Here is a 17,446-nt window from a genome sequence, read left to right as displayed (position 1 = left end):
GAAACGCCGGTGTACGTCGAGACGTATCGAACTGTTTCCCCGTCGTTAACCTCAGGGCTTTTGGGGGCTGTCCTGGCGGGTATCGCGGCGCAGCGGATGATCGTCGGGCACCTCCACGAAGATCAACGTCAGGCCGTCGGGATCGGTGACGTGCATCTCACGTAACCCCCACGGTTCGAGGAGCGCTTCCCGGGTGATGGAGACCCCCCGGCTCTGCAGTTCGGCCTGGGTGGCGGCGACGTCGCGGACCTGCAGCCACAGCGCCCCCGGGAAGTGCGCGGTCGTGTGGCCGGGGTTGCCGTGGCCAGCCAGTTCGATCAGCGACTGTCCGGCGTAGAAGACCATCCCCGCGCCGTAGTCGCGGGCGATCGCCAGATCGATCTCGTCGCGATAGAACCGCAGTGAGCGTTGATAGTCGGTGGGCCGGAGCAGGATCCGGCTGGCCAGAATCTCCATCAGTCCTCGACCGGCTCGATCCGGTTCCGCTTGACGATCGCGGTGGCCCAACCGGCGTTGAGGTTGTCCAGTGCACGAAACGCCAACGCCAGGCGCGGCGCGATACGGATCGGGCGGTATCGGGCCGCGTCGATCATCCACGCGCCGGCCTCCTGCGCGGTGAGCCCCGGCTTGCCCTGGAACGCCGCGGTGGGCGCGATCATCGGGGTCTTCACCAGCGGGTAGTACAGCGTGGTGGACTGCACGCCGTAGCGGGCCCACTCGCTGTCGATGACCCGGCTGACGGCGCTCAGTGCGGACTTGGAGCCGTTGTATACGCCGAACAGTGGCGAGGAATCGGTGAACACGCCCCAGGTGGCGACGTTGATGATGTGGCCGTCGCCGCGCTCGCGCATCGCCGGGGCGAACCCGCGGATCAGCCGCAGCGGCGAGTAGTAGTTCAGCTGCATGGTTCGCTCGACGTCGTGCCAGCGGTCCAGGGATTCGGCCAGCGGACGGCGGATGGAGCGTCCGGCATTGTTGACCAGGATGTCCACTCCGCCGAACCGCTCGTCGACGTCCTTGACCAGTGCGTCGATCGCCGCCAGGTCAGAGAGGTCGCACGCGATGGCGTGAGCGGTGCCACCGGCGGCGGTGATCCGCTGGACCAGTGCGTCGAGGTTTTCCTGTCGGCGGGCCACGGCGATCACGGTGGCGCCCGCTGCCCCGAACTGTTCGGCGCCGGCTTCTCCGATGCCCGACGACGCCCCGGTCACCAGCACCCGCTTGCCGGTCAGGTCGATGGTCTTGGCACCGGGCCGGTGCATCAGCTGCGCGGCGACCGGGGGACGCATGGTGGCGAGCGTGATCTGGTCGGACAGTCGGCGTAGCGGGCTTCGGCTCATGGTTAGTCAGTCTATGCGGGGCGGAGCCGGTGTCGTCGCTCAGAAGTACCGGGGGAAGCGGCTCCAGTCTGGATCGCGCTTTTCCAGGAATGAATCCCGGCCCTCGACGGCTTCGTCTGTCATGTAGGCGAGCCGGGTGGCTTCGCCGGCGAACAGTTGCTGGCCGACCAGTCCGTCGTCGAGCAGGTTGAAGGCGAACTTCAACATGCGTTGGGCCTGAGGCGATTTGCCGTTGATCTCGCTAGCCCACTGCACGCCGGTGGCCTCCAGCTCGGCGTGGTCGACGACCTCGTTGACCGCGCCCATCTGATGCATCTGCTCGGCGGTGTAGGTGCGGCCCAGGAAGAAGATCTCGCGAGCGAACTTCTGGCCCACCTGCCGGGCCAGATACGCGCTTCCGTAGCCGCCGTCGAAGCTGCCCACGTCGGCGTCGGTCTGCTTGAACCGGGCGTGCTCGCGGCTGGCCAGGGTCAGGTCGCACACCACGTGCAGGCTGTGCCCGCCGCCGGCCGCCCAGCCGTTGACCAGGCAGATCACCGGTTTGGGCATGAACCGGATCAGCCGCTGCACCTCCAGGATGTGCAGCCGTCCGGCGCGGGCGACATCGACGGTGTCGGCGGTCTCCCCGGCGGCGTACTGGTAGCCGCTGCGGCCGCGGATGCGCTGATCCCCGCCGGAGCAGAACGCCCAGCCGCCGTCCTTGGGCGCCGGTCCGTTGCCGGTCAGCAGCACCACGCCGACGTCGGGAGACATCCGGGCATGGTCCAGTGCCTGGTACAGCTCGTCGACGGTGTGCGGACGAAATGCGTTGCGCACCTCGGGGCGGTTAAACGCCACCCGCACGGTCGCGTCGGTGACGTGGCGGTGATAGGTGATGTCGGTCAGGTCGGCGAAGCCGTCGACTGTGCGCCAGATGCTCTCGTCAAAAGGGTTGCTGCTCACGCCTGCGACCGTACCGGGGCGGGCTCGTCAGGTTGCCGGAGCTTGCCGGAACGCTTCGCGCAGGCTCGCGGCGTAGTCCGGGCCCTGCCCGGGGGCGGTGATCGCGTCCAGTCGGGCGACGGCGTCGTCACTGAGCACGATGTCGGCCACCTGCATGTTCTCTTCCAGATGCGCGATCGATCCGGTGCCGGGAATCAGCAGCGTGTTGGCCGAGGTGGTCAAGAGCCAGGCCAGCCCGATCTGGGCCGGGCTGGCACCGGTTTCGTCGGCGATCTCGCGGACGACGGGGTGGTCGGTGACCTTGGGGAAGCCGGGGAACGCCGAGCCGAGCGGGAAGTACGGGACCCAGGCGATGCCTTCGTCGGCGCAGAAGTCGAGCGTGTCTTCCTGAGTGCGGTCGAGCAAGCTGTAGGCGTTCTGCACGCAGACGATCCCGGCCGGCAGTGCCCGCTGCAGAACTTCCAGCCCCACGCTGCTGATCCCGATCGCGGCGATCTTGCCCTCGTCGCGCAACGCGATCATCTCGGCGAGCTGGTCGTCGAGGTCGACGTTCTGATCACCCTCGGGAGCCGGGGCGGGGCCGAGGTCGTAACGCCGCAGGTTGACCACCGGCACGGTGTCCAGGCCCAGTTGGCGCAGGTCGTTCTCGACAGCGGCCCGCAGTTCGGCGGGCTTCTGGGCGGCGGTCAGCGGCACCGGGCCGACGCCGGTGTAGGCGGCACCGACCTTGCTGACGATGACCAACTCGTCGCGGTAAGGCGCCAGTGCCGTGCGGATGCGGTGGTTGACCTCGCCGCCGGCGTAGAAGGACGCGGTGTCGATGTGGTTGACGCCCAACTCGACTGCGCGGCGTAGGACCGCGATGGCGTCGTCGGTGGAGACTTTTGCGTCGAGCTGCATGGCGCCGTAGCCGACACGGGCCACGGCCGGTGTGCCGATGCGGCCGAGGCCGCCGGGCTGGAGTTGGTCGGTCATGGTGCTCCTCGTGAGACACTGGTACAGATACGGAGGGCCCTCCGCATAGGCAGCGTAACAGAAACGGAGGTTCCTCCGCTTTGGTTGGGAGATCCGATGCCCGCCGCAACCGAGAGCGGCTGTTGGCGGCCGCCGCCGCCGCGTTCGGCGGCTCCGACGGGAGCCCGGTTCCGCTGGAATCGATCGCCCGTGACGCCGGAGTCGGCATCGGCACGCTCTACAGGCACTTTCCCAATCGCGAGGCACTAGTCGAGGCCGTCTATCGCGCTGAACTGGGCGACGTCGCGGCTGTCGCTGAACAGCTCGTCACCCGCCACCCACCGAGGGTGGCGCTGCGGCGCTGGATGGACCGCTACGCCGGCTTCGTGGCGGCCAAGCGGGGGATGGCCGAGTCGTTGCGTGCCATCGTCGAGTCCGGCGCGATGGAGCCCAACGAGACCCGCGAGCGCATCGTCGGAGCGGTCGATCTGCTGCTGCGGGCCGGTGCCGCCGACGGCAGTCTGCGCGCTGATGTGCGCGCCGACGATGTCGTGTCGAGCCTGATCGGGATCTTTTTGACCAGCGGCTCACCCGAGCAGACCGGGCGTCTGCTGGATCTGCTGGTTGCCGGAGTAGCAGCCGCTGGCTGACCCGGTGGTTCAGCGAGGCTCGACGGAGGAGAGGCGAAGCTGGGACCGCCGCTTGACCGAGCTGTCTACGGTGGAGACGATGACCATCGATGTGTGGATGCAGCACCCGACCCGGCGGTTCCTCGACCACGAGATGCTGGCGTCGCTGCGACGCTGGACCGGCGGCGCGATGCCCGACGAGGAGATCCCGATCGAAGCCACCGTGTCGGCGATGGATGCGGCAGGCGTGGATTTCGGGCTGCTCAGTGCCTGGCGCGGACCCAACGGCATGGACCTGGTCTCCAATGATGAAGTCGCCGGCTGGGTTCGGGCGCACCCGAGTCGGTTCGCGGGACTGGCCACCGTCGACCTGGATCGCCCGATGGAGGCCGTCCGCGAACTGCGCCGCCGGGTCCGCGACGACGGTTTCGTCGGCCTGCGTGTGGTGCCCTGGTTGTGGAACGCGCCTCCCACCGATCGGCGTTACTACCCACTGTTTGTCGAATGCGTGGAACTCGGCGTGCCGTTCTGCACCCAGGTCGGGCATACCGGCCCGTTGCGACCGTCGGAAACCGGCCGCCCGATTCCCTACATCGACCAAGTGGCACTGGACTTTCCCGAACTGACCATCGTGTGCGGACACGTCGGCTATCCGTGGACCGAGGAGATGGTCGCGGTAGCCCGCAAGCATGAGAACGTCTTCATCGACACCTCGGCCTACACCACCAAGCGGCTCCCGGATGAGCTGATCCGGTTCATGCGAACCCGTACCGGGCAACGAAAGGTGTTGTTCGGCACTAATTATCCGATGATCATGCATAGTCATGCGCTCGATGGTCTCGACGATCTTGGGCTCGATGATCAGGCGCGCGCGGATTATCTGCACGGGAATGCCGAGCGGGTGTTCAAGCTGAGGGGTGAGGACGCATGCCGCCACCCCTAGAAGACATCCTTGACCGCTTACACGTGGTGGCGCTGCCGATGCGCGTCAAGTTCCGTGGCATCACCGTGCGCGAGCTGGCCCTGATCGACGGCCCGGCAGGCTGGGGAGAGTTCGGCGCCTTCGCGGAATACGGACCGCCCGAGGCGGCGCACTGGCTGGCTGCCGCACTCGAGAGCGCCTATCGCCAACTGCCGCAACCCCTCCGCGACCGGATCCCGATCAACGCGACCGTGCCTGCCGTCGCCGCCGAGCGGGTGCCCGAGGTGCTGGCGCGGTTCCCGGGCGCCCGCACGGCCAAGGTCAAAGTCGCCGAGCCCGGGCAGACCCTGGCCGACGACGTCGCCCGCGTCGAAGCCGTCCGCGCGCTCATCCCTATCGTGCGGGTCGATGCCAATGGCGGTTGGACCCTCGATCAGGCGGTCGAGGCGGAAAAGGCATTGGGCGCACTGGAATATCTCGAACAACCCTGCGCCACCGTCGCCGAACTCGCGGAGCTGCGCGCTCGCATTGACACGCCGGTGGCCGCCGATGAGAGCATACGCAAAGCCTCCGACCCCCTGGCTGTTATGAAAGCCGGAGCTGCCGATATCGCAGTACTGAAAGTCGCACCGCTGGGCGGTATTTCGGCGTTGCTGAAGATCGCTGAGCAGATCGGCATCCCGGTGGTGGTCTCCAGCGCGATCGACTCGGCGGTCGGTATCGCGACCGGCCTGCGTGCAGCGGCCGCGCTGCCGGATCTGCAGCACGCCTGCGGGCTGGGCACTGGATCGCTGTTCGTCGACGATATCGCCGAGACACCGGCGCAAAAGGACGGCTACCTGGCCGTACAGCGCGTCACCCCGGACCCCGCGCGGTTGCACGCCCTGGCCGCTTCGCCACAGCGGCGCCAGTGGTGGATCGACCGGGTCCGGGCCTGCCATCAACTGTTGCCCCAGTAAACCCTCACACGCTGGGCAGGCGCGCGTCGATCCCGTTGGCGATCGTGACGGCTTCGTCGCTGACATAGAGCTTGCACGCCAGCACGTCGATGGCGACGTTGTTGGTCACCCGCAGGGCCCGTTGACACGACCAGCCCGCGCTGTCGTCCTGATGCTGGGTCATCCACACCGTGGAGTCGACGTCGGCGACCGTGTCGAATGTCCAGGATGTGCCGGGGTAGCCCTCCTTGGCCGTCGCGAATGTCCGCTCGCCGCAGGAGTTCCAACCGCGGGCGGTGGCGTCGAAGAAGCTCCGTGCCGCATCGCGGCTGGCGAACACCGTCGCGGCTTGAATTACGAAGTGGTCTTGTGCGCTCTCGCTGAGGGTTTGGGTGAGGGTCGCGGTCCATTCCGCCTCGGTATACACCGACTTCTCGACGGGCATCCACGCCGCCAGGCAGTCGCGGTCGGGAAACTGGCGGCCCGAATCGAACATCCGCGTCCGGGAGTCTTTGATACGCATACCGCGCGCGCCCATGATGTCGCTGATGGTGGTCGCCTTCAGCAACAGTTCCGGCAGCATCGCAGCTGTCACCGGGCGGGGCCCGTCCTGATCGGCGGGCACCGCCACGCCGCCGGTCACGCGGGCGCAATCGGCCAGGACGGCGGCGGCCAGCACCAGCGTGCAGGCCAACCTGACGCTCGGTATCCGCATCACCGTCCCCCAGCTGCGCAGTTGCGATCCTGACACCATAAAGCGTCGACGGGTCGCGTACCTTCACTCTGGTGACCAACCTCGCCTACGACGACCGTAATCAGGATGGGGAGCCGGTTCTGTTCATCGCCGGGCGTGGCGGCGCCGGTCGCGGCTGGCACCTGCACCAGGTGCGCGAATTCCAGCTCGCCAGATACCGCCCGATCACCTTCGACAACCGCGGCATCGGTGCTACCGAGAACGCCTCGGGATTCACCACCGAAACCATGGTTGCCGACACTGCGGCGCTCATCGAATCGCTGAACATCGGCCCGGTTCGCATCGTGGCGGTATCGATGGGCTCGTTCATCGCTCAGGAATTGATGCTGGCCCGGCCCGAATTGGTGAAATCCGCTGTCTTGATGGCTACCCGTGGTCGCCACGACCGCGCCCGGGAGTTCTTTTATCAGGCCGAGGCGAAGCTCGCCGAGTCCGGCGTCGAACTTCCCGCCGAGTACGAAGCCAAAGTGCGTCTGCTGGAGAGCTTTTCGCCCAAGACTCTCAGCGATGATGCCGCGATCAAGGACTGGATCGCGATGTTCACCATGTGGCCGGTCAAAAGCACCCCGGGGCTGCGCTGCCAGCTGGACGTGGCGCCGTTGACCAACCGGCTGCCCGCCTACGCCCACATCACCCAGCCGGTGCTGGTGATCGGTTTCGGCGACGACGTCGTGACCCCGGCGCAGCTGAGCCGCGAGGTTGCCGACGCGATCCCGGGCGCGCGTTACCTGGAGATCCCGGACGCCGGGCACCTCGGTTTCATCGAGAAACCCGACCAGGTCAACAAGGCGGCCCTGGAGTTCCTCGCCGAGGTCGACGGCAAGCCCTTCCGGTGGGCGCCGATGCCTGCAGCGCACGACTAGCCTGGTACCAATGACCAACCCCTCGACGGCACAGGCCCGCATCGTCGTCGACGAGCTGATCCGCGGCGGAGTCCGTGACGTGGTGCTGTGCCCGGGATCGCGCAATGCGCCGCTGGCCTTCGCGCTGCACGACGCCGATCGGGCCGGCCGGCTGCGGCTGCATGTGCGCATCGACGAACGCACCGCGGGATACCTGGCTATCGGGCTGGCGGTGAGCGCCGGTGCCCCAGTCTGTGTGGCGATGACCTCGGGCACCGCGGTTGCCAACCTGGGGCCGGCGGTGGTCGAAGCCAACTACGCGCGGGTGCCGCTGATCGTGCTGAGCGCCAACCGTCCCTACGAGCTGTTAGGTACCGGTGCCAACCAGACCATGGAGCAACTCGGCTACTTCGGCACCCAGGTGCGCGCCGCCATCAGCCTGGGGCTGGCCGAGGACGCCCCGGAGCGGATGGATGCCCTCAACGCCACCTGGCGTTCGGCGGTGTGTCGAGTGTTGGTCGCCGCCACTGGATCTCGGACCGCGAATGCTGGTCCGGTGCAGTTCGACATCCCGCTGCGTGAGCCGCTGGTACCCGACCCCAGAACAGACGGGCCACGGGAGCCGCCGGGCCGGCCGCACGGGCGTCCCTGGACTTTGACCCCGCCGGTCAGCTTCGACCAGCCGCTGGACATCGATCTGTCTCCGGACACCGTGGTGATCGCGGGGCACGGTGCGGGCCTGCACCCGAACCTGGCGGCGCTTCCCACCGTTGCCGAACCGACCGCCCCGGTACCGGAGAATCCGCTGCACCCGCTGGCGCTGCCGCTGCTGCGCCCGCAGCAGGTGATCATGGCCGGCCGGCCCACCCTGCATCGTCCGGTGTCGACGCTGCTGGCCGACCCGAGTGTGCCGGTGTATGCGCTGACCACTGGGCCACGCTGGCCCGACGTGTCGGGTAACTCGCAGGCCACCGGCACCCGGGCCGTCACCTCCGGGGAACCGGATCCGGCCTGGCTGCGCCGCTGCGCGGAGCTGAACGCCCAGGCCAATGCCGCGGTGCGCTCGCAGCTGGAGGCGCATCCGCTCACCACCGGCCTGCACGTGGCTGCTGCGGTGGCAGACGCGCTGCGCCCCGGGGATCAGTTGGTGCTGGGCGCTTCGAATCCGGTACGCGACGCCGCACTGGTCGGGCTGGGCAACGCCACGAGCGCCCGAGGCGTCACCGTGCGATCCAACCGCGGGGTCGCCGGCATCGACGGCACGGTGTCTACCGCGATCGGTGCCGCCCTGGCGCATGAGCAGCAGAACCCCGACGCCCGCACTATTGCGCTGATCGGGGATCTGACATTCGTCCACGACAGCTCCGGTCTGCTGATCGGGCCCACCGAACCGAGGCCGCAGGAGCTGACGATCGTGGTCTCCAACGACAACGGCGGCGGCATTTTCGAGCTGCTGGAGCAAGGAGATCCACGGTTCGCCGACGTCTCGTCACGAATCTTCGGCACCCCGCATGACGTCGACATCGCCGCGTTGTGCCACGCCTATCACGTCGAATTCTCCCAGGTCGAGGCCGACACCCTGGCCGCCGCGCTCGCCGAACCCGCCGGCGGCGTGCGGGTGCTCGAAGTCAAAGCCGACCGCTCATCGCTGCGGTCACTGCATGCCGCGATCAAGGCCGCGTTGTGAGACTGCCCGATTACCGGTCCACGAGGGCCTATCGAACGTTGGAGCCGCTGCTGCGCACCTTGATTCGCGGCAACGGCGCACTGCCCCGCAACACGGGGGCCGCACGTCTACTGCGGTGGGCGCGCACCGCAGTGGTGATCCTGGTGTCGTTGGTGACATTGCAGTCGGTGTTGTTGGTGGCCGGGGCGTGGCGCAACGACATCACCATCGAGCGCGACATGGGCGTGGCCGAGGCCGAGGTGCTCAACGCAGGCTTTCGGCGCTCCACCATCGAATTCGTCACGCCGGAGCGGATCACCTACCGCCCTGAGCTCGGCGTGCTGTACCCCTCCGAATTGGCAACGGGGATGCGGATTTACGTCGAGTATGACAAGTCTGATCCGGATCTGGTACGGGTCCAGCACCGTACCGCGGTATTGGCGGTCATCCCGGCCGGATCCGTGGCGGTGATCGCTTGGCTGATCGGGACCGCAGCGTTGGCGGGATGCAACGTCGCCGAACGACGGTGGGCGCGAAAGCAGTCGTAAAGCGGCACTCGCCGCCGCGGGGGCCGAAAGCCCCTCAATATTTACGCGGATGCTGGTTTTTGCTGAAGAGCGCAAAACCGCTTGTTACGCTGCTGCGGATTTCATGCCGTTCGTTTCGTGGCAAACGACGGCCCTCAACGGTGAGGAGACATTCAATGATGCGTCGCGCTGTGGTGCTCGCAGGCATTTTCGCATTCGGGGTGGGTATCGCAACCACTCCCGTTGCCGCTGCAGAGCCGTACTACAAGAACTGTACTGAGGCTCGTAAGGCCGGAGCGGCGCCGATTCGCGAGGGCGAGCCCGGGTATCGCAGGGCGCTGGACCGCGACGGTGATGGAATCGCCTGCGAATAACCAGCGCTGGGGAGCGCCGATCGGCTAGCGCTCGGGCACCAGCCGGTCGAGCCAGCTGGGATCGTCGGTGTCCACCACGGTCTTGGTCGTCAGGTCATAGACCGTCGGGGTGCCGGGGCTCTCCGGGTTCGCCGACAGCAGCTGCACGCGGTTGAAGGCGTTCATCGACGTGGCGTCCACGACCTGCTGCCCAGCGGCGATCCGGTCTACTACGTGGCCGGGCAGTCCGCTTTCGCGAGCGGTGGCCGCGATGTCCGCCACACTGGGTGTGCCGCCGTTGCGGTACAGGTCGGTCACGAACGCTTGGTAGGCACCGGCCGAGGTAGCCGGGTCGGCCGCTGCCATCAGTGCGTTGCCGACGCGCGCCGAGGTGTCGTTTTTGCGGCGGGGATCCAGAAACGTCATCCACCGGTAGGTCACCGCGACGTCGCCGGCGACCAGGTGCCGGCTCAGGGCGTCACTGGAGGCTGCCTCGAATTTCGCGCACTCCGAGCACTGAGGATCGCAGAAGATCTCCAGCTGCACCGGGGCGGAGGCCGTTCCGACCAGCACGCCGAAGTGGTCGGCGCTCCACGCCGTGCCGGGTTCATGCGCCGGTCCCAGCTTCGCCTCTCCTCCGTCGAGGCTCGCTGAACCGCCGGGTTCATGCGCCGGTCCCAGCTTCGCCTCTCCTCCGTCGAGGCTCGCTGAACCGCCGGGTTCATGCGACTCGGGGTCGGCTGCTGCCGGTCCCGCCAATGCCCCGCCGACGACCACCAGTGCTGCCAATGTGCCCAGCCAAGACCGCATTCCAGCACCCTATCGAAAGGCGGGTACCGTCGACCGGGTGAGCCGCGCCAGCCTGGACAAAGACCCTCACGCCGTGGCGTCGATGTTCGACGGCGTCGCTCGTCGCTACGACCTGACCAACACGGTGCTGTCCCTGGGGCGGGACCGCTCCTGGCGTAAGGCCACCCGGAAAGCACTTGAGTTGCAGCCGGGGGAGAAGGTGCTCGACCTGGCCGCCGGCACCGCGGTGTCGACCGTGGAGCTGGCCCGCTCGGGTGCCTGGTGTGTGGCCGCGGACTTCTCGGTGGGGATGCTGGCCGCCGGTGCCGGCCGGCCCGTGCCCAAGGTCGCCGGGGACGCCACCAAGCTGCCTTTCAGCGATGAGGTGTTCGACGCCGTGACGATCAGCTTCGGGTTGCGCAACGTCGTCGACCACACCGCGGGTCTACGGGAGATGGCCCGGGTGACTCGGCCCGGCGGCCGGCTGGTGGTGTGTGAGTTCTCCACCCCGACCGTGCCGGTGTTCGCCACCGCGTACAAGGAGTACCTGATGCGGGCGCTGCCGGCGGTGGCACGCGCGGTGTCATCGAACCCGGAGGCCTACGTCTACCTTGCCGAATCGATCCGCGCCTGGCCGGATCAGGCCGCGCTGGCCCAGCAGATCGGCGCGTCGGGCTGGTCGGACGTGAGCTGGCGCAATCTCACCGGAGGCATCGTCGCGCTGCACTCGGCCCGCAAACCGCGGTAACCCCGCGCGAGCCAAGGGCCTAGGAAGCCGGGTCGAACCGGAACACCGCGATGCGGCCGGCGAGTGCCTCGACCTCGTCGGGGGTGCCCTTGTCCACCAGGCCGGCCTGCCGGAGGAAGCGAGCGCCGACGGGCACCTGCACCGGGAACGCCCGCAACACCGGACGGGCCGCCTCCGCCGAGAGCTCGACGATGCGCACCGGCCGTTCGTGGCGGCCGTGGCGCAGCAGGCCTGAACCGGCCGCCCGGGCATTGAGCGCCCAATCGGCCTTGGGGAAACCCGCCACCGTGTAGAGCTGCCCGTCGACGGTGAACGGTGTCATCGGGGTGCTGCGCGGCTGACCGGACTTGCGGCCCGGCACCGTCAACACCATCGGCGGGCCCATCGGGATGCCCAGCTTCTGCAGGCCGATCATCACCTTGTTCACCGGTTTCAGCCAGCGCGGCGGCTTCGGGTCACTCATGGCGAGGCTCCTTTTCAGCCCAGGTGCGCCGAGAGCAACCAGCCCGCGGCCGACTTGCGGCCGCCCGGCTCGTCGCGCAGGGGAACGCCGCCGAACCCGGAAAACTCGTCGGGGAACACCGCATGCAGCCGCGCCGGCTTGATCTCGTCGATCACCCAGTACTTCGACACCACTTCACGCAGTTCGTCAGCGGTCACCGCGAACGGCGGGCCCTCGGGAATGGCCGCCTTGTCGAAGACCAGCACGAAATACGACGCCCCCGGCGCGGCTGCGCGCACGATGGACTGCTGGTAGCCCTCGCGGGCCTCCACCGGGATCGAGTGGAACAGCGTGCTGTCGACGATGGTGCCGAAGCGGCCGTCATAGCCGGAGAAGTTGCTGATATCGGCGACTTCGAAGGAGGCGTTGGTCAGGCCGAGTTTGGCGGCCTCGGCGCGGGCCAGGTCAATAGCGGTGGGCGAGCTGTCAAGGCCCACGGTGGTGTGCCCTTGTTTGGCCAGGTGCAGCGAGATGGCGGCCTCGCCGCAGCCGACGTCAAGGATGTCGCCGTGGAATTTGCCCTGCTCGATCAGTGTGGCCAGCTCGGGTTGGGGTTCCCCGATGCTCCACGGTGGTTTGACGCCCGCTCCCATTCGGTCAGATTCGCCGCGGTAGACGGCGTCGAACTGGAACTCCATTGATTCGCTCATTACTCCGGTATAGCAACGCGCCCGATGCATGTCAACGACGTTGATATACCTTTGGCGTCGGCGCTAGGCGAACGGGCGGCGGCGGTCGATCAACCGGGACATCCGCCCCCCTCCGCGCCAGGCCCGCGCCACGAAGTCCGCGTCCTCGTCGGTGACCAGGTTGGCCATCACCCGCACCGCCACCCGCATCAACATCGTCGAGCGCATCGCCAGCGGGCCAGTGGCCGGCAGAAACCGGGGGAACGTCAGCAGCAGCGCAAGTCGCCGTGCCACCGAGAACCCGCGCGCGTAGTGAGCGGCCAGCAACTCCGGCCACGCCTGGGTAAGGTCGGTGCCGCCCGCATTCTCCAGTAGTTCGACGGCCAGCCGCCCGGTCTCCAGGCCGTAGTCGATGCCCTCGCCGTTGAGTGGGTTGACGCAGGCTGCGGCATCGCCGATCAGCATCCAGTTAGGCCCGGCGACACCCGAGACCGCGCCGCCCATCGGCAGCAGCGCGCTGGCCGGCGCACGCACCGGGCCCTCGAATCCCCACTCTTCGCGGCGCAGGTCAGCGTAGTAGGACATCAACGGCCGCAGCGCCACGTCGGCGGGCCGTTTGACGGTGGCCAGCGCGCCGACGCCGATGTTCACCTCGCCGTTGCCCAGCGGGAAGATCCAGCCGTAGCCCGGCAGAACCTCACCCTCGGGTGATCGCAGCTCCAGATGCGATGTCAGCCATGGTTCGTCGCTGCGCGGCGAGGCCAGATAACCGCGAGCGGCCACCCCGTACACCGTCTCCTGGTGCCACTGGCGACCCAGCACGCGGCCCAGCGTGGAGCGAGCCCCGTCGGCAACGATCAGCGCGGTACAGGCGACCTCCGTGCCGTCGGCCAACACCACCGAGCGCACTCGTCCGGCCGCGTCGTGTTGGGCACCGACGGCCTTGACGCCCAACAACATTCGGGCACCAGATTCCTCGGCGACCTTGCGGATGCGCTCGTCGAGTTCAGTACGCGGCGCCGCGCTGCCGGTCGACGGGAACGAGGGGCCGGGCCAGTCCACCTCGATCTCGCTGCCGAAGCCGGCCATTCGCAGACCCCGGTGCCGGATATGGCTGTCCAGCCACTCACCGAGCCCCAGTAACTCCAGCTGTTCGACCGCTCGCGGGGTCAGGCCGTCGCCGCACGGCTTGTCCCGCGGGAAGGCAGCCGAATCGACCACCAGCACGTCGCGGCCCGCTCGCGCGGCCCAGGCGGCCGCCGCCGACCCCGCCGGTCCCGCACCGACTATCACCACCTCGGCCACCGTCTCAGCGCTGGAATTCACACTGACCAGTATGTTGGAGCCGTGAGGACACCGGCGAACGTGGTGGCGGGGTTGGATTTCGGCGGCTTGGGGGACCCAGGCTTCGCGGACCGGGTCCGCGATGGGGTTGCCCGCATCGAAGAGCTGATGGACACCGAGTTGCGCGGTGGCGACGGCCTGATGACCGAGGCTGTGACGCACTTGTTCGACGCTGGCGGAAAGCGGTTCCGCCCGCTGTTCACGGTGCTGTCGGCGCAGCTGGGTCCCGAAGCGGACGCCTGGCAGGTGACGGTGGCCGGTGCGGTGATCGAGCTGGTGCACCTGGCCACGCTGTACCACGACGACGTGATGGATGAGGCGCAGATCCGCCGCGGGGCACCCAGCGCCAATGCGCGGTGGGGCAACAACATCGCGATCCTGGCCGGTGACTATCTGTTCGCCACCGCTTCACGATTGGTGTCGCGGCTGGGTCCGGATGCGGTGCGGATCATCGCCGAGACGTTCGCCCAGCTGGTGACCGGACAGATGCGCGAGACCCGCGGGGCGGCCGAAGGTATGGACTCGATAGAGCACTACCTCAAGGTCGTCTACGAGAAGACGGCCTGTCTCATCTCGGCGTCGGGCCGATTCGGTGCGACGTTCTCCGGTGCTGACGACGGCCAGATCGAGCGACTGGCCCGTCTGGGTGGGATCGTGGGCACCGCCTTCCAGATCTCCGACGACATCATCGATATCGATTCCGATCCCGATGAGTCCGGCAAGCTGCCCGGCACCGATCTCCGCGAGGGCGTGCACACCCTGCCGGTGCTTTACGCGCTGCAGGAAACTGGTGCCGACGCTGAGCGGCTGCGCGTGCTGCTGGCCGGCCCGGTCACCGAGGACGCGGCGGTCGAGGAGGCGCTGGGGCTGTTGCGGGCGTCGGCCGGAATGGTCAAGGCCAAGCAGACGGTGGCCGACTATGCCGCGCAGGCCCGCGCGGAGTTGGCTGAGCTGCCCGACTGTGTTGGGCGGGCGGCATTGGCCAGCCTGGTCGACTACACCGTCAACCGGCACGGCTGACCACGATTGCGGAACTCGTGGGTCGTCGGCGGCGTTTAATGAGCACGATGGTCGTTCTCCAAGGAGGAAGTCGATGACCTGGCACCCGCACCACAACACTGCGAAGACGTTCTTTCTGCTGTTCGTGATGTCGGCGTTGATCGTCTTGGTGGGTCGGGCGTTCGGACCGCAGATGATGTGGGTGGCGGTGCTGTTCGCGGTGGGAATGAACGCCTACACCTACTTCAACAGCGACAAGCTGGCGCTGCGGGCCATGCGGGCCCAGCCGGTGACCGAGGTGCAGGCGCCGGAGATCTACCGGATTGTTCGGGAGCTGGCTACCACCGCCCACCAGCCGATGCCCCGGTTGTACGTCAGCGACACCAACGCGCCCAACGCCTTCGCCACCGGCCGCAACCCGCGCCACGCCGCGGTGTGCTGCACCAGCGGAATCCTGCGACTGCTCAACGAGCGTGAGTTGCGCGCGGTGCTCGGACATGAGCTGTCGCACGTGTACAACCGCGACATCCTGATCTCATGTGTGGCCGGCGCGCTGGCCTCGGTGATCACCGGTTTGGCCAACATGGCGATGTTCATGGGAAACCGCCGCGACGGCAACCCGCTGGCGATGCTGCTGGTCGCCTTGGTGGGTCCGCTGGCGGCCTCCGTGGTGCGGATGGCTGTATCGCGGTCGCGCGAGTACCAGGCCGACGAATCCGGTGCCGTGCTCTCGGGTGACCCGCTGGCGCTGGCATCCGCGCTGCGCAAGATCTCCGATGGCGTGGAACTCGCCCCGCTGCCGCCCGAGCCGGAACTGGCCAGCCAATCGCACCTGATGATCGCCAATCCGTTCCGCGCGGGGGAGAAGGTCGGTCAGCTGTTCGCCACCCACCCCCCGATGGCCGACCGGATTCGGCGCCTGGAAGACATGGCCCGCGGGTAGGGCCCCTCCCCGAATCCCCCTGCCGGAATCCCCCTGCCCGGCACGGCACCATCCTTCAGCGCCCCACCTATCCCTGCCGTCGCACCCGCCACTTCCGCCCCTGCGCTTGGGGATATGTGGCTTGTCGAATCGGATAGCGCATGCGCTACTGCCGGACATGAACCATTACACCTATCGCGCTGAATGGTCGCGTGAGCACCACGAGTACGTCGGTCGCTGCCTCGAACTGCCGTTCCTGACCCATTGGGCGCCGAACATGCGGGAGGCTATCGCCGGCGTCGAGCGCGCTGTCGACGAACACCTCGCCGAGTGTGAAGGCGACGGCGTGCCGGCCCCGATCACCGACCGGAACTTCAGCGGCACCTTCCTGGTCCGCACGTCACCGTCGCTGCACGCCCGGCTCGCTGTCGAGGCCGCCGATCAGCACGTGTCGATGAACCACTGGATCGTGCAGAAGCTGGCTGATCGCCCGCCGAGCAGCCTGCTCGATTGGTGATATCGGCTGCGCTATCCGATTCGAACTCATCCCACCCCCCTCCGCGGGGACGCAAGTGGCGGTTGGGGCCAAGCCAATGGGATCCGTCTTAGAACCCGGAGCCGGTGACCTCATGTCCGGGCGCCTCGGCGATCAGTCCACGGTAGGCCTGCTCCACCGTCGAACCGTGGTTGATCACGCCGTCGACCTCGCGCGCGATCGGCATGCTCAGCCCGTACTGTGCGGCGAACTTCATGATCACGCTGGCAGCCCGGACACCCTCGGCCACCTGGTTCATCGACGCGATGATCTCGTCGATCGATTTGCCAGAGCCCAGCTGCTCGCCGACATAGCGGTTGCGGCTGCGCTGGCTGGTGCAGGTGACGATCAGGTCGCCCATCCCGGCCAGGCCCGCGAAAGTGTCGCGGGCTCCACCCATCGCCTCGCCGAGCTTGGACATCTCGCGCACTGAACGCGACATCACCATGGCGCGGGTGTTCTCCCCGATCCCCAGCGAGTAGCCCATCCCGACCGCGATCGCGTACACGTTCTTCAGCGCGCCGGCCATCTCGACCCCGACCACGTCGTCGGTGGTGTAGACCCGGAATCGTTTGGTGCGGAACAGCGACGCCAGCTCGCAAGCCTGGCCCGGGTCGGGCATCGCCAGCACCGCCGCCGCGGCGTAACCCTCGGCGACCTCGCGGGCGATGTTCGGGCCGGCCAGGATGCCGGCCGGATGCCCGGGCAGCACCTCGTCGACGATCTGCGACATCCGCATGTTGGTGCCCTGTTCGAGGCCCTTGACCAGCGACACCACCGGCACCCAGGGGCGCAGCTCGGTGGCCAGCTCCTCGAGCACTCCCCGGAAGCCGTGCGACGGTACCGCCATCACGACCACGTCGGCGCAGTGCGCGGCCTCGGCGAAATCAGTGGTGGCACGCAAGGTGTCGCTGAGCTCGACGTCGTTGCCCAGGTAGCGACTGTTGCGGTGGTTGTCGTTGATGTCGGCGGCGGTCGCCTCCGATCGCACCCACTGCAGCGTCGGTGCACGGCGCGAGCAGATGGACGCCACCGTGGTACCGAACGATCCGCCTCCGAGCACGACGACATTGGGGGTACGAGTAGCAGCAGGCATGAGCGACAGCGTATT

The 17,446-nt window shown here is 67.8% G+C and carries 21 protein-coding genes; 11 read left to right on the top strand and 10 right to left on the bottom strand.

Annotated features, from left to right (window positions below):
• Positions 1 to 51: 51 nt before the first annotated feature.
• Genes NM962_05400 through NM962_05385 form a run of 4 tightly spaced genes read right to left on the bottom strand, consistent with a single transcriptional unit; the run spans position 52 to position 3,257 of the window.
• Positions 52 to 456 (bottom strand): VOC family protein, encoded by a 405-nt coding sequence (locus NM962_05400; GenBank protein ID UVO13548.1) that lies wholly within the window; start codon positions 454 to 456, stop codon positions 52 to 54.
• A complete protein-coding gene (locus NM962_05395; GenBank protein ID UVO13547.1) occupies positions 456 to 1,340 on the bottom strand; it encodes an SDR family oxidoreductase in 885 nt (294 codons plus the stop codon). Before NM962_05395 ends, NM962_05400 begins: the two co-directional genes overlap by 1 nt.
• Before the next feature lie 39 nt (positions 1,341 to 1,379).
• On the bottom strand, positions 1,380 to 2,282 hold the full coding sequence (locus NM962_05390; GenBank protein UVO13546.1) for a 1,4-dihydroxy-2-naphthoyl-CoA synthase: 903 nt from the start codon (positions 2,280 to 2,282) through the stop codon (positions 1,380 to 1,382).
• A gap of 27 nt (positions 2,283 to 2,309) precedes the next feature.
• Positions 2,310 to 3,257 (bottom strand): aldo/keto reductase, encoded by a 948-nt coding sequence (locus NM962_05385; protein UVO13545.1) that lies wholly within the window; start codon positions 3,255 to 3,257, stop codon positions 2,310 to 2,312.
• Between the two features lie 80 nt (positions 3,258 to 3,337).
• On the opposite strand from NM962_05385, the gene NM962_05380 reads away from it, so the two are divergent.
• The 3 genes from NM962_05380 (at position 3,338) to NM962_05370 (ending at position 5,746) form a co-directional block, all read left to right on the top strand.
• Positions 3,338 to 3,886 carry a TetR/AcrR family transcriptional regulator gene (locus tag NM962_05380; GenBank protein ID UVO13544.1) on the top strand — a complete coding sequence of 183 codons (549 nt, stop codon included), beginning with the start codon at positions 3,338 to 3,340 and terminating at the stop codon, positions 3,884 to 3,886.
• A gap of 79 nt (positions 3,887 to 3,965) precedes the next feature.
• Positions 3,966 to 4,808 carry an amidohydrolase family protein gene (locus NM962_05375; protein UVO13543.1) on the top strand — a complete coding sequence of 281 codons (843 nt, stop codon included), beginning with the start codon at positions 3,966 to 3,968 and terminating at the stop codon, positions 4,806 to 4,808.
• Positions 4,793 to 5,746, top strand: a complete 954-nt coding sequence (locus NM962_05370) for an o-succinylbenzoate synthase (protein UVO13542.1) — start codon at positions 4,793 to 4,795, stop codon at positions 5,744 to 5,746. The genes NM962_05375 and NM962_05370 overlap by 16 nt, the downstream gene beginning before the upstream one ends.
• 4 nt (positions 5,747 to 5,750) lie before the next feature.
• On the opposite strand, the gene NM962_05365 is transcribed toward NM962_05370, so the two are convergent.
• Positions 5,751 to 6,404, bottom strand: coding sequence for a sensor domain-containing protein (locus NM962_05365; protein UVO13541.1), 654 nt, complete (start codon positions 6,402 to 6,404; stop codon positions 5,751 to 5,753).
• Positions 6,405 to 6,511: 107 nt separating this feature from the next.
• Here NM962_05365 and NM962_05360 point away from each other — a divergent pair, with 107 nt between their 5' ends.
• From NM962_05360 to NM962_05345, 4 genes are all read left to right on the top strand, one after another.
• Positions 6,512 to 7,342: an alpha/beta hydrolase gene (locus NM962_05360; protein UVO13540.1), complete on the top strand. Its 831-nt coding sequence runs from the start codon at positions 6,512 to 6,514 to the stop codon at positions 7,340 to 7,342.
• A gap of 10 nt (positions 7,343 to 7,352) precedes the next feature.
• Entirely contained in the window at positions 7,353 to 9,008 is a 1,656-nt protein-coding gene (gene menD / locus NM962_05355) for a 2-succinyl-5-enolpyruvyl-6-hydroxy-3-cyclohexene-1-carboxylic-acid synthase (GenBank protein ID UVO13539.1), read from the top strand.
• A 50-nt stretch (positions 9,009 to 9,058) separates the two neighbouring features.
• Positions 9,059 to 9,535, top strand: coding sequence for a DUF3592 domain-containing protein (locus tag NM962_05350; GenBank protein ID UVO14559.1), 477 nt, complete (start codon positions 9,059 to 9,061; stop codon positions 9,533 to 9,535).
• A gap of 155 nt (positions 9,536 to 9,690) precedes the next feature.
• A complete protein-coding gene (locus NM962_05345; GenBank protein UVO13538.1) occupies positions 9,691 to 9,888 on the top strand; it encodes an excalibur calcium-binding domain-containing protein in 198 nt (65 codons plus the stop codon).
• A gap of 24 nt (positions 9,889 to 9,912) precedes the next feature.
• Here NM962_05345 and NM962_05340 read toward each other — a convergent pair whose 3' ends face one another.
• The gene (locus NM962_05340; GenBank protein ID UVO13537.1) at positions 9,913 to 10,677 is read right to left on the bottom strand and encodes a DsbA family protein; all 765 of its coding nucleotides are present in this window, start codon (positions 10,675 to 10,677) and stop codon (positions 9,913 to 9,915) included.
• A gap of 37 nt (positions 10,678 to 10,714) precedes the next feature.
• Between NM962_05340 and NM962_05335 the strand changes: the two genes are divergently transcribed.
• Positions 10,715 to 11,404: a demethylmenaquinone methyltransferase gene (locus NM962_05335; protein ID UVO13536.1), complete on the top strand. Its 690-nt coding sequence runs from the start codon at positions 10,715 to 10,717 to the stop codon at positions 11,402 to 11,404.
• Between the two features lie 19 nt (positions 11,405 to 11,423).
• On the opposite strand, the gene NM962_05330 is transcribed toward NM962_05335, so the two are convergent.
• From NM962_05330 to NM962_05320, 3 genes are all read right to left on the bottom strand, one after another.
• Positions 11,424 to 11,867, bottom strand: a complete 444-nt coding sequence (locus tag NM962_05330) for a nitroreductase family deazaflavin-dependent oxidoreductase (protein UVO13535.1) — start codon at positions 11,865 to 11,867, stop codon at positions 11,424 to 11,426.
• 14 nt (positions 11,868 to 11,881) lie between these two features.
• Complete coding sequence (locus NM962_05325; protein ID UVO13534.1) at positions 11,882 to 12,556, bottom strand: class I SAM-dependent methyltransferase; 675 nt, start codon at positions 12,554 to 12,556, stop codon at positions 11,882 to 11,884.
• A 63-nt stretch (positions 12,557 to 12,619) separates the two neighbouring features.
• On the bottom strand, positions 12,620 to 13,840 hold the full coding sequence (locus tag NM962_05320; GenBank protein UVO14558.1) for a geranylgeranyl reductase family protein: 1,221 nt from the start codon (positions 13,838 to 13,840) through the stop codon (positions 12,620 to 12,622).
• A gap of 42 nt (positions 13,841 to 13,882) precedes the next feature.
• On the opposite strand from NM962_05320, the gene NM962_05315 reads away from it, so the two are divergent.
• From NM962_05315 to NM962_05305, 3 genes are all read left to right on the top strand, one after another.
• Positions 13,883 to 14,899, top strand: coding sequence for a polyprenyl synthetase family protein (locus tag NM962_05315; GenBank protein UVO13533.1), 1,017 nt, complete (start codon positions 13,883 to 13,885; stop codon positions 14,897 to 14,899).
• Positions 14,900 to 14,972: 73 nt separating this feature from the next.
• Positions 14,973 to 15,821: a zinc metalloprotease HtpX gene (htpX, locus tag NM962_05310; protein ID UVO13532.1), complete on the top strand. Its 849-nt coding sequence runs from the start codon at positions 14,973 to 14,975 to the stop codon at positions 15,819 to 15,821.
• A 157-nt stretch (positions 15,822 to 15,978) separates the two neighbouring features.
• Positions 15,979 to 16,317: a type II toxin-antitoxin system HicB family antitoxin gene (locus tag NM962_05305; GenBank protein ID UVO14557.1), complete on the top strand. Its 339-nt coding sequence runs from the start codon at positions 15,979 to 15,981 to the stop codon at positions 16,315 to 16,317.
• An 88-nt stretch (positions 16,318 to 16,405) separates the two neighbouring features.
• On the opposite strand, the gene NM962_05300 is transcribed toward NM962_05305, so the two are convergent.
• Positions 16,406 to 17,431, bottom strand: coding sequence for an NAD(P)H-dependent glycerol-3-phosphate dehydrogenase (locus NM962_05300; protein UVO13531.1), 1,026 nt, complete (start codon positions 17,429 to 17,431; stop codon positions 16,406 to 16,408).
• Positions 17,432 to 17,446: the final 15 nt, after the last annotated feature.

Source organism: Mycobacterium sp. SVM_VP21, assembly GCA_024758765.1.
Classification (GTDB): domain Bacteria; phylum Actinomycetota; class Actinomycetes; order Mycobacteriales; family Mycobacteriaceae; genus Mycobacterium; species Mycobacterium heraklionense_C.
This window is presented reverse-complemented; position numbering and strand designations above follow the sequence as displayed.

What these genes read in the sequence shown, in the direction of transcription:
- NM962_05400 (UVO13548.1), bottom strand. Translation starts at nt 456, where the DNA reads ATGGAGATTCTGGCCAGCCGGATCCTGCTCCGGCCCACCGACTATCAA.
- NM962_05395 (UVO13547.1), bottom strand. Translation starts at nt 1,340, where the DNA reads ATGAGCCGAAGCCCGCTACGCCGACTGTCCGACCAGATCACGCTCGCC.
- NM962_05385 (UVO13545.1), bottom strand. Translation starts at nt 3,257, where the DNA reads ATGACCGACCAACTCCAGCCCGGCGGCCTCGGCCGCATCGGCACACCG.
- NM962_05375 (UVO13543.1), top strand. Translation starts at nt 3,966, where the DNA reads ATGACCATCGATGTGTGGATGCAGCACCCGACCCGGCGGTTCCTCGAC.
- NM962_05370 (UVO13542.1), top strand. Translation starts at nt 4,793, where the DNA reads ATGCCGCCACCCCTAGAAGACATCCTTGACCGCTTACACGTGGTGGCG.
- menD (UVO13539.1), top strand. Translation starts at nt 7,353, where the DNA reads ATGACCAACCCCTCGACGGCACAGGCCCGCATCGTCGTCGACGAGCTG.
- NM962_05345 (UVO13538.1), top strand. Translation starts at nt 9,691, where the DNA reads ATGATGCGTCGCGCTGTGGTGCTCGCAGGCATTTTCGCATTCGGGGTG.
- NM962_05340 (UVO13537.1), bottom strand. Translation starts at nt 10,677, where the DNA reads ATGCGGTCTTGGCTGGGCACATTGGCAGCACTGGTGGTCGTCGGCGGG.
- NM962_05330 (UVO13535.1), bottom strand. Translation starts at nt 11,867, where the DNA reads ATGAGTGACCCGAAGCCGCCGCGCTGGCTGAAACCGGTGAACAAGGTG.
- NM962_05325 (UVO13534.1), bottom strand. Translation starts at nt 12,556, where the DNA reads ATGAGCGAATCAATGGAGTTCCAGTTCGACGCCGTCTACCGCGGCGAA.
- htpX (UVO13532.1), top strand. Translation starts at nt 14,973, where the DNA reads ATGACCTGGCACCCGCACCACAACACTGCGAAGACGTTCTTTCTGCTG.
- NM962_05305 (UVO14557.1), top strand. Translation starts at nt 15,979, where the DNA reads ATGAACCATTACACCTATCGCGCTGAATGGTCGCGTGAGCACCACGAG.
- NM962_05300 (UVO13531.1), bottom strand. Translation starts at nt 17,431, where the DNA reads ATGCCTGCTGCTACTCGTACCCCCAATGTCGTCGTGCTCGGAGGCGGA.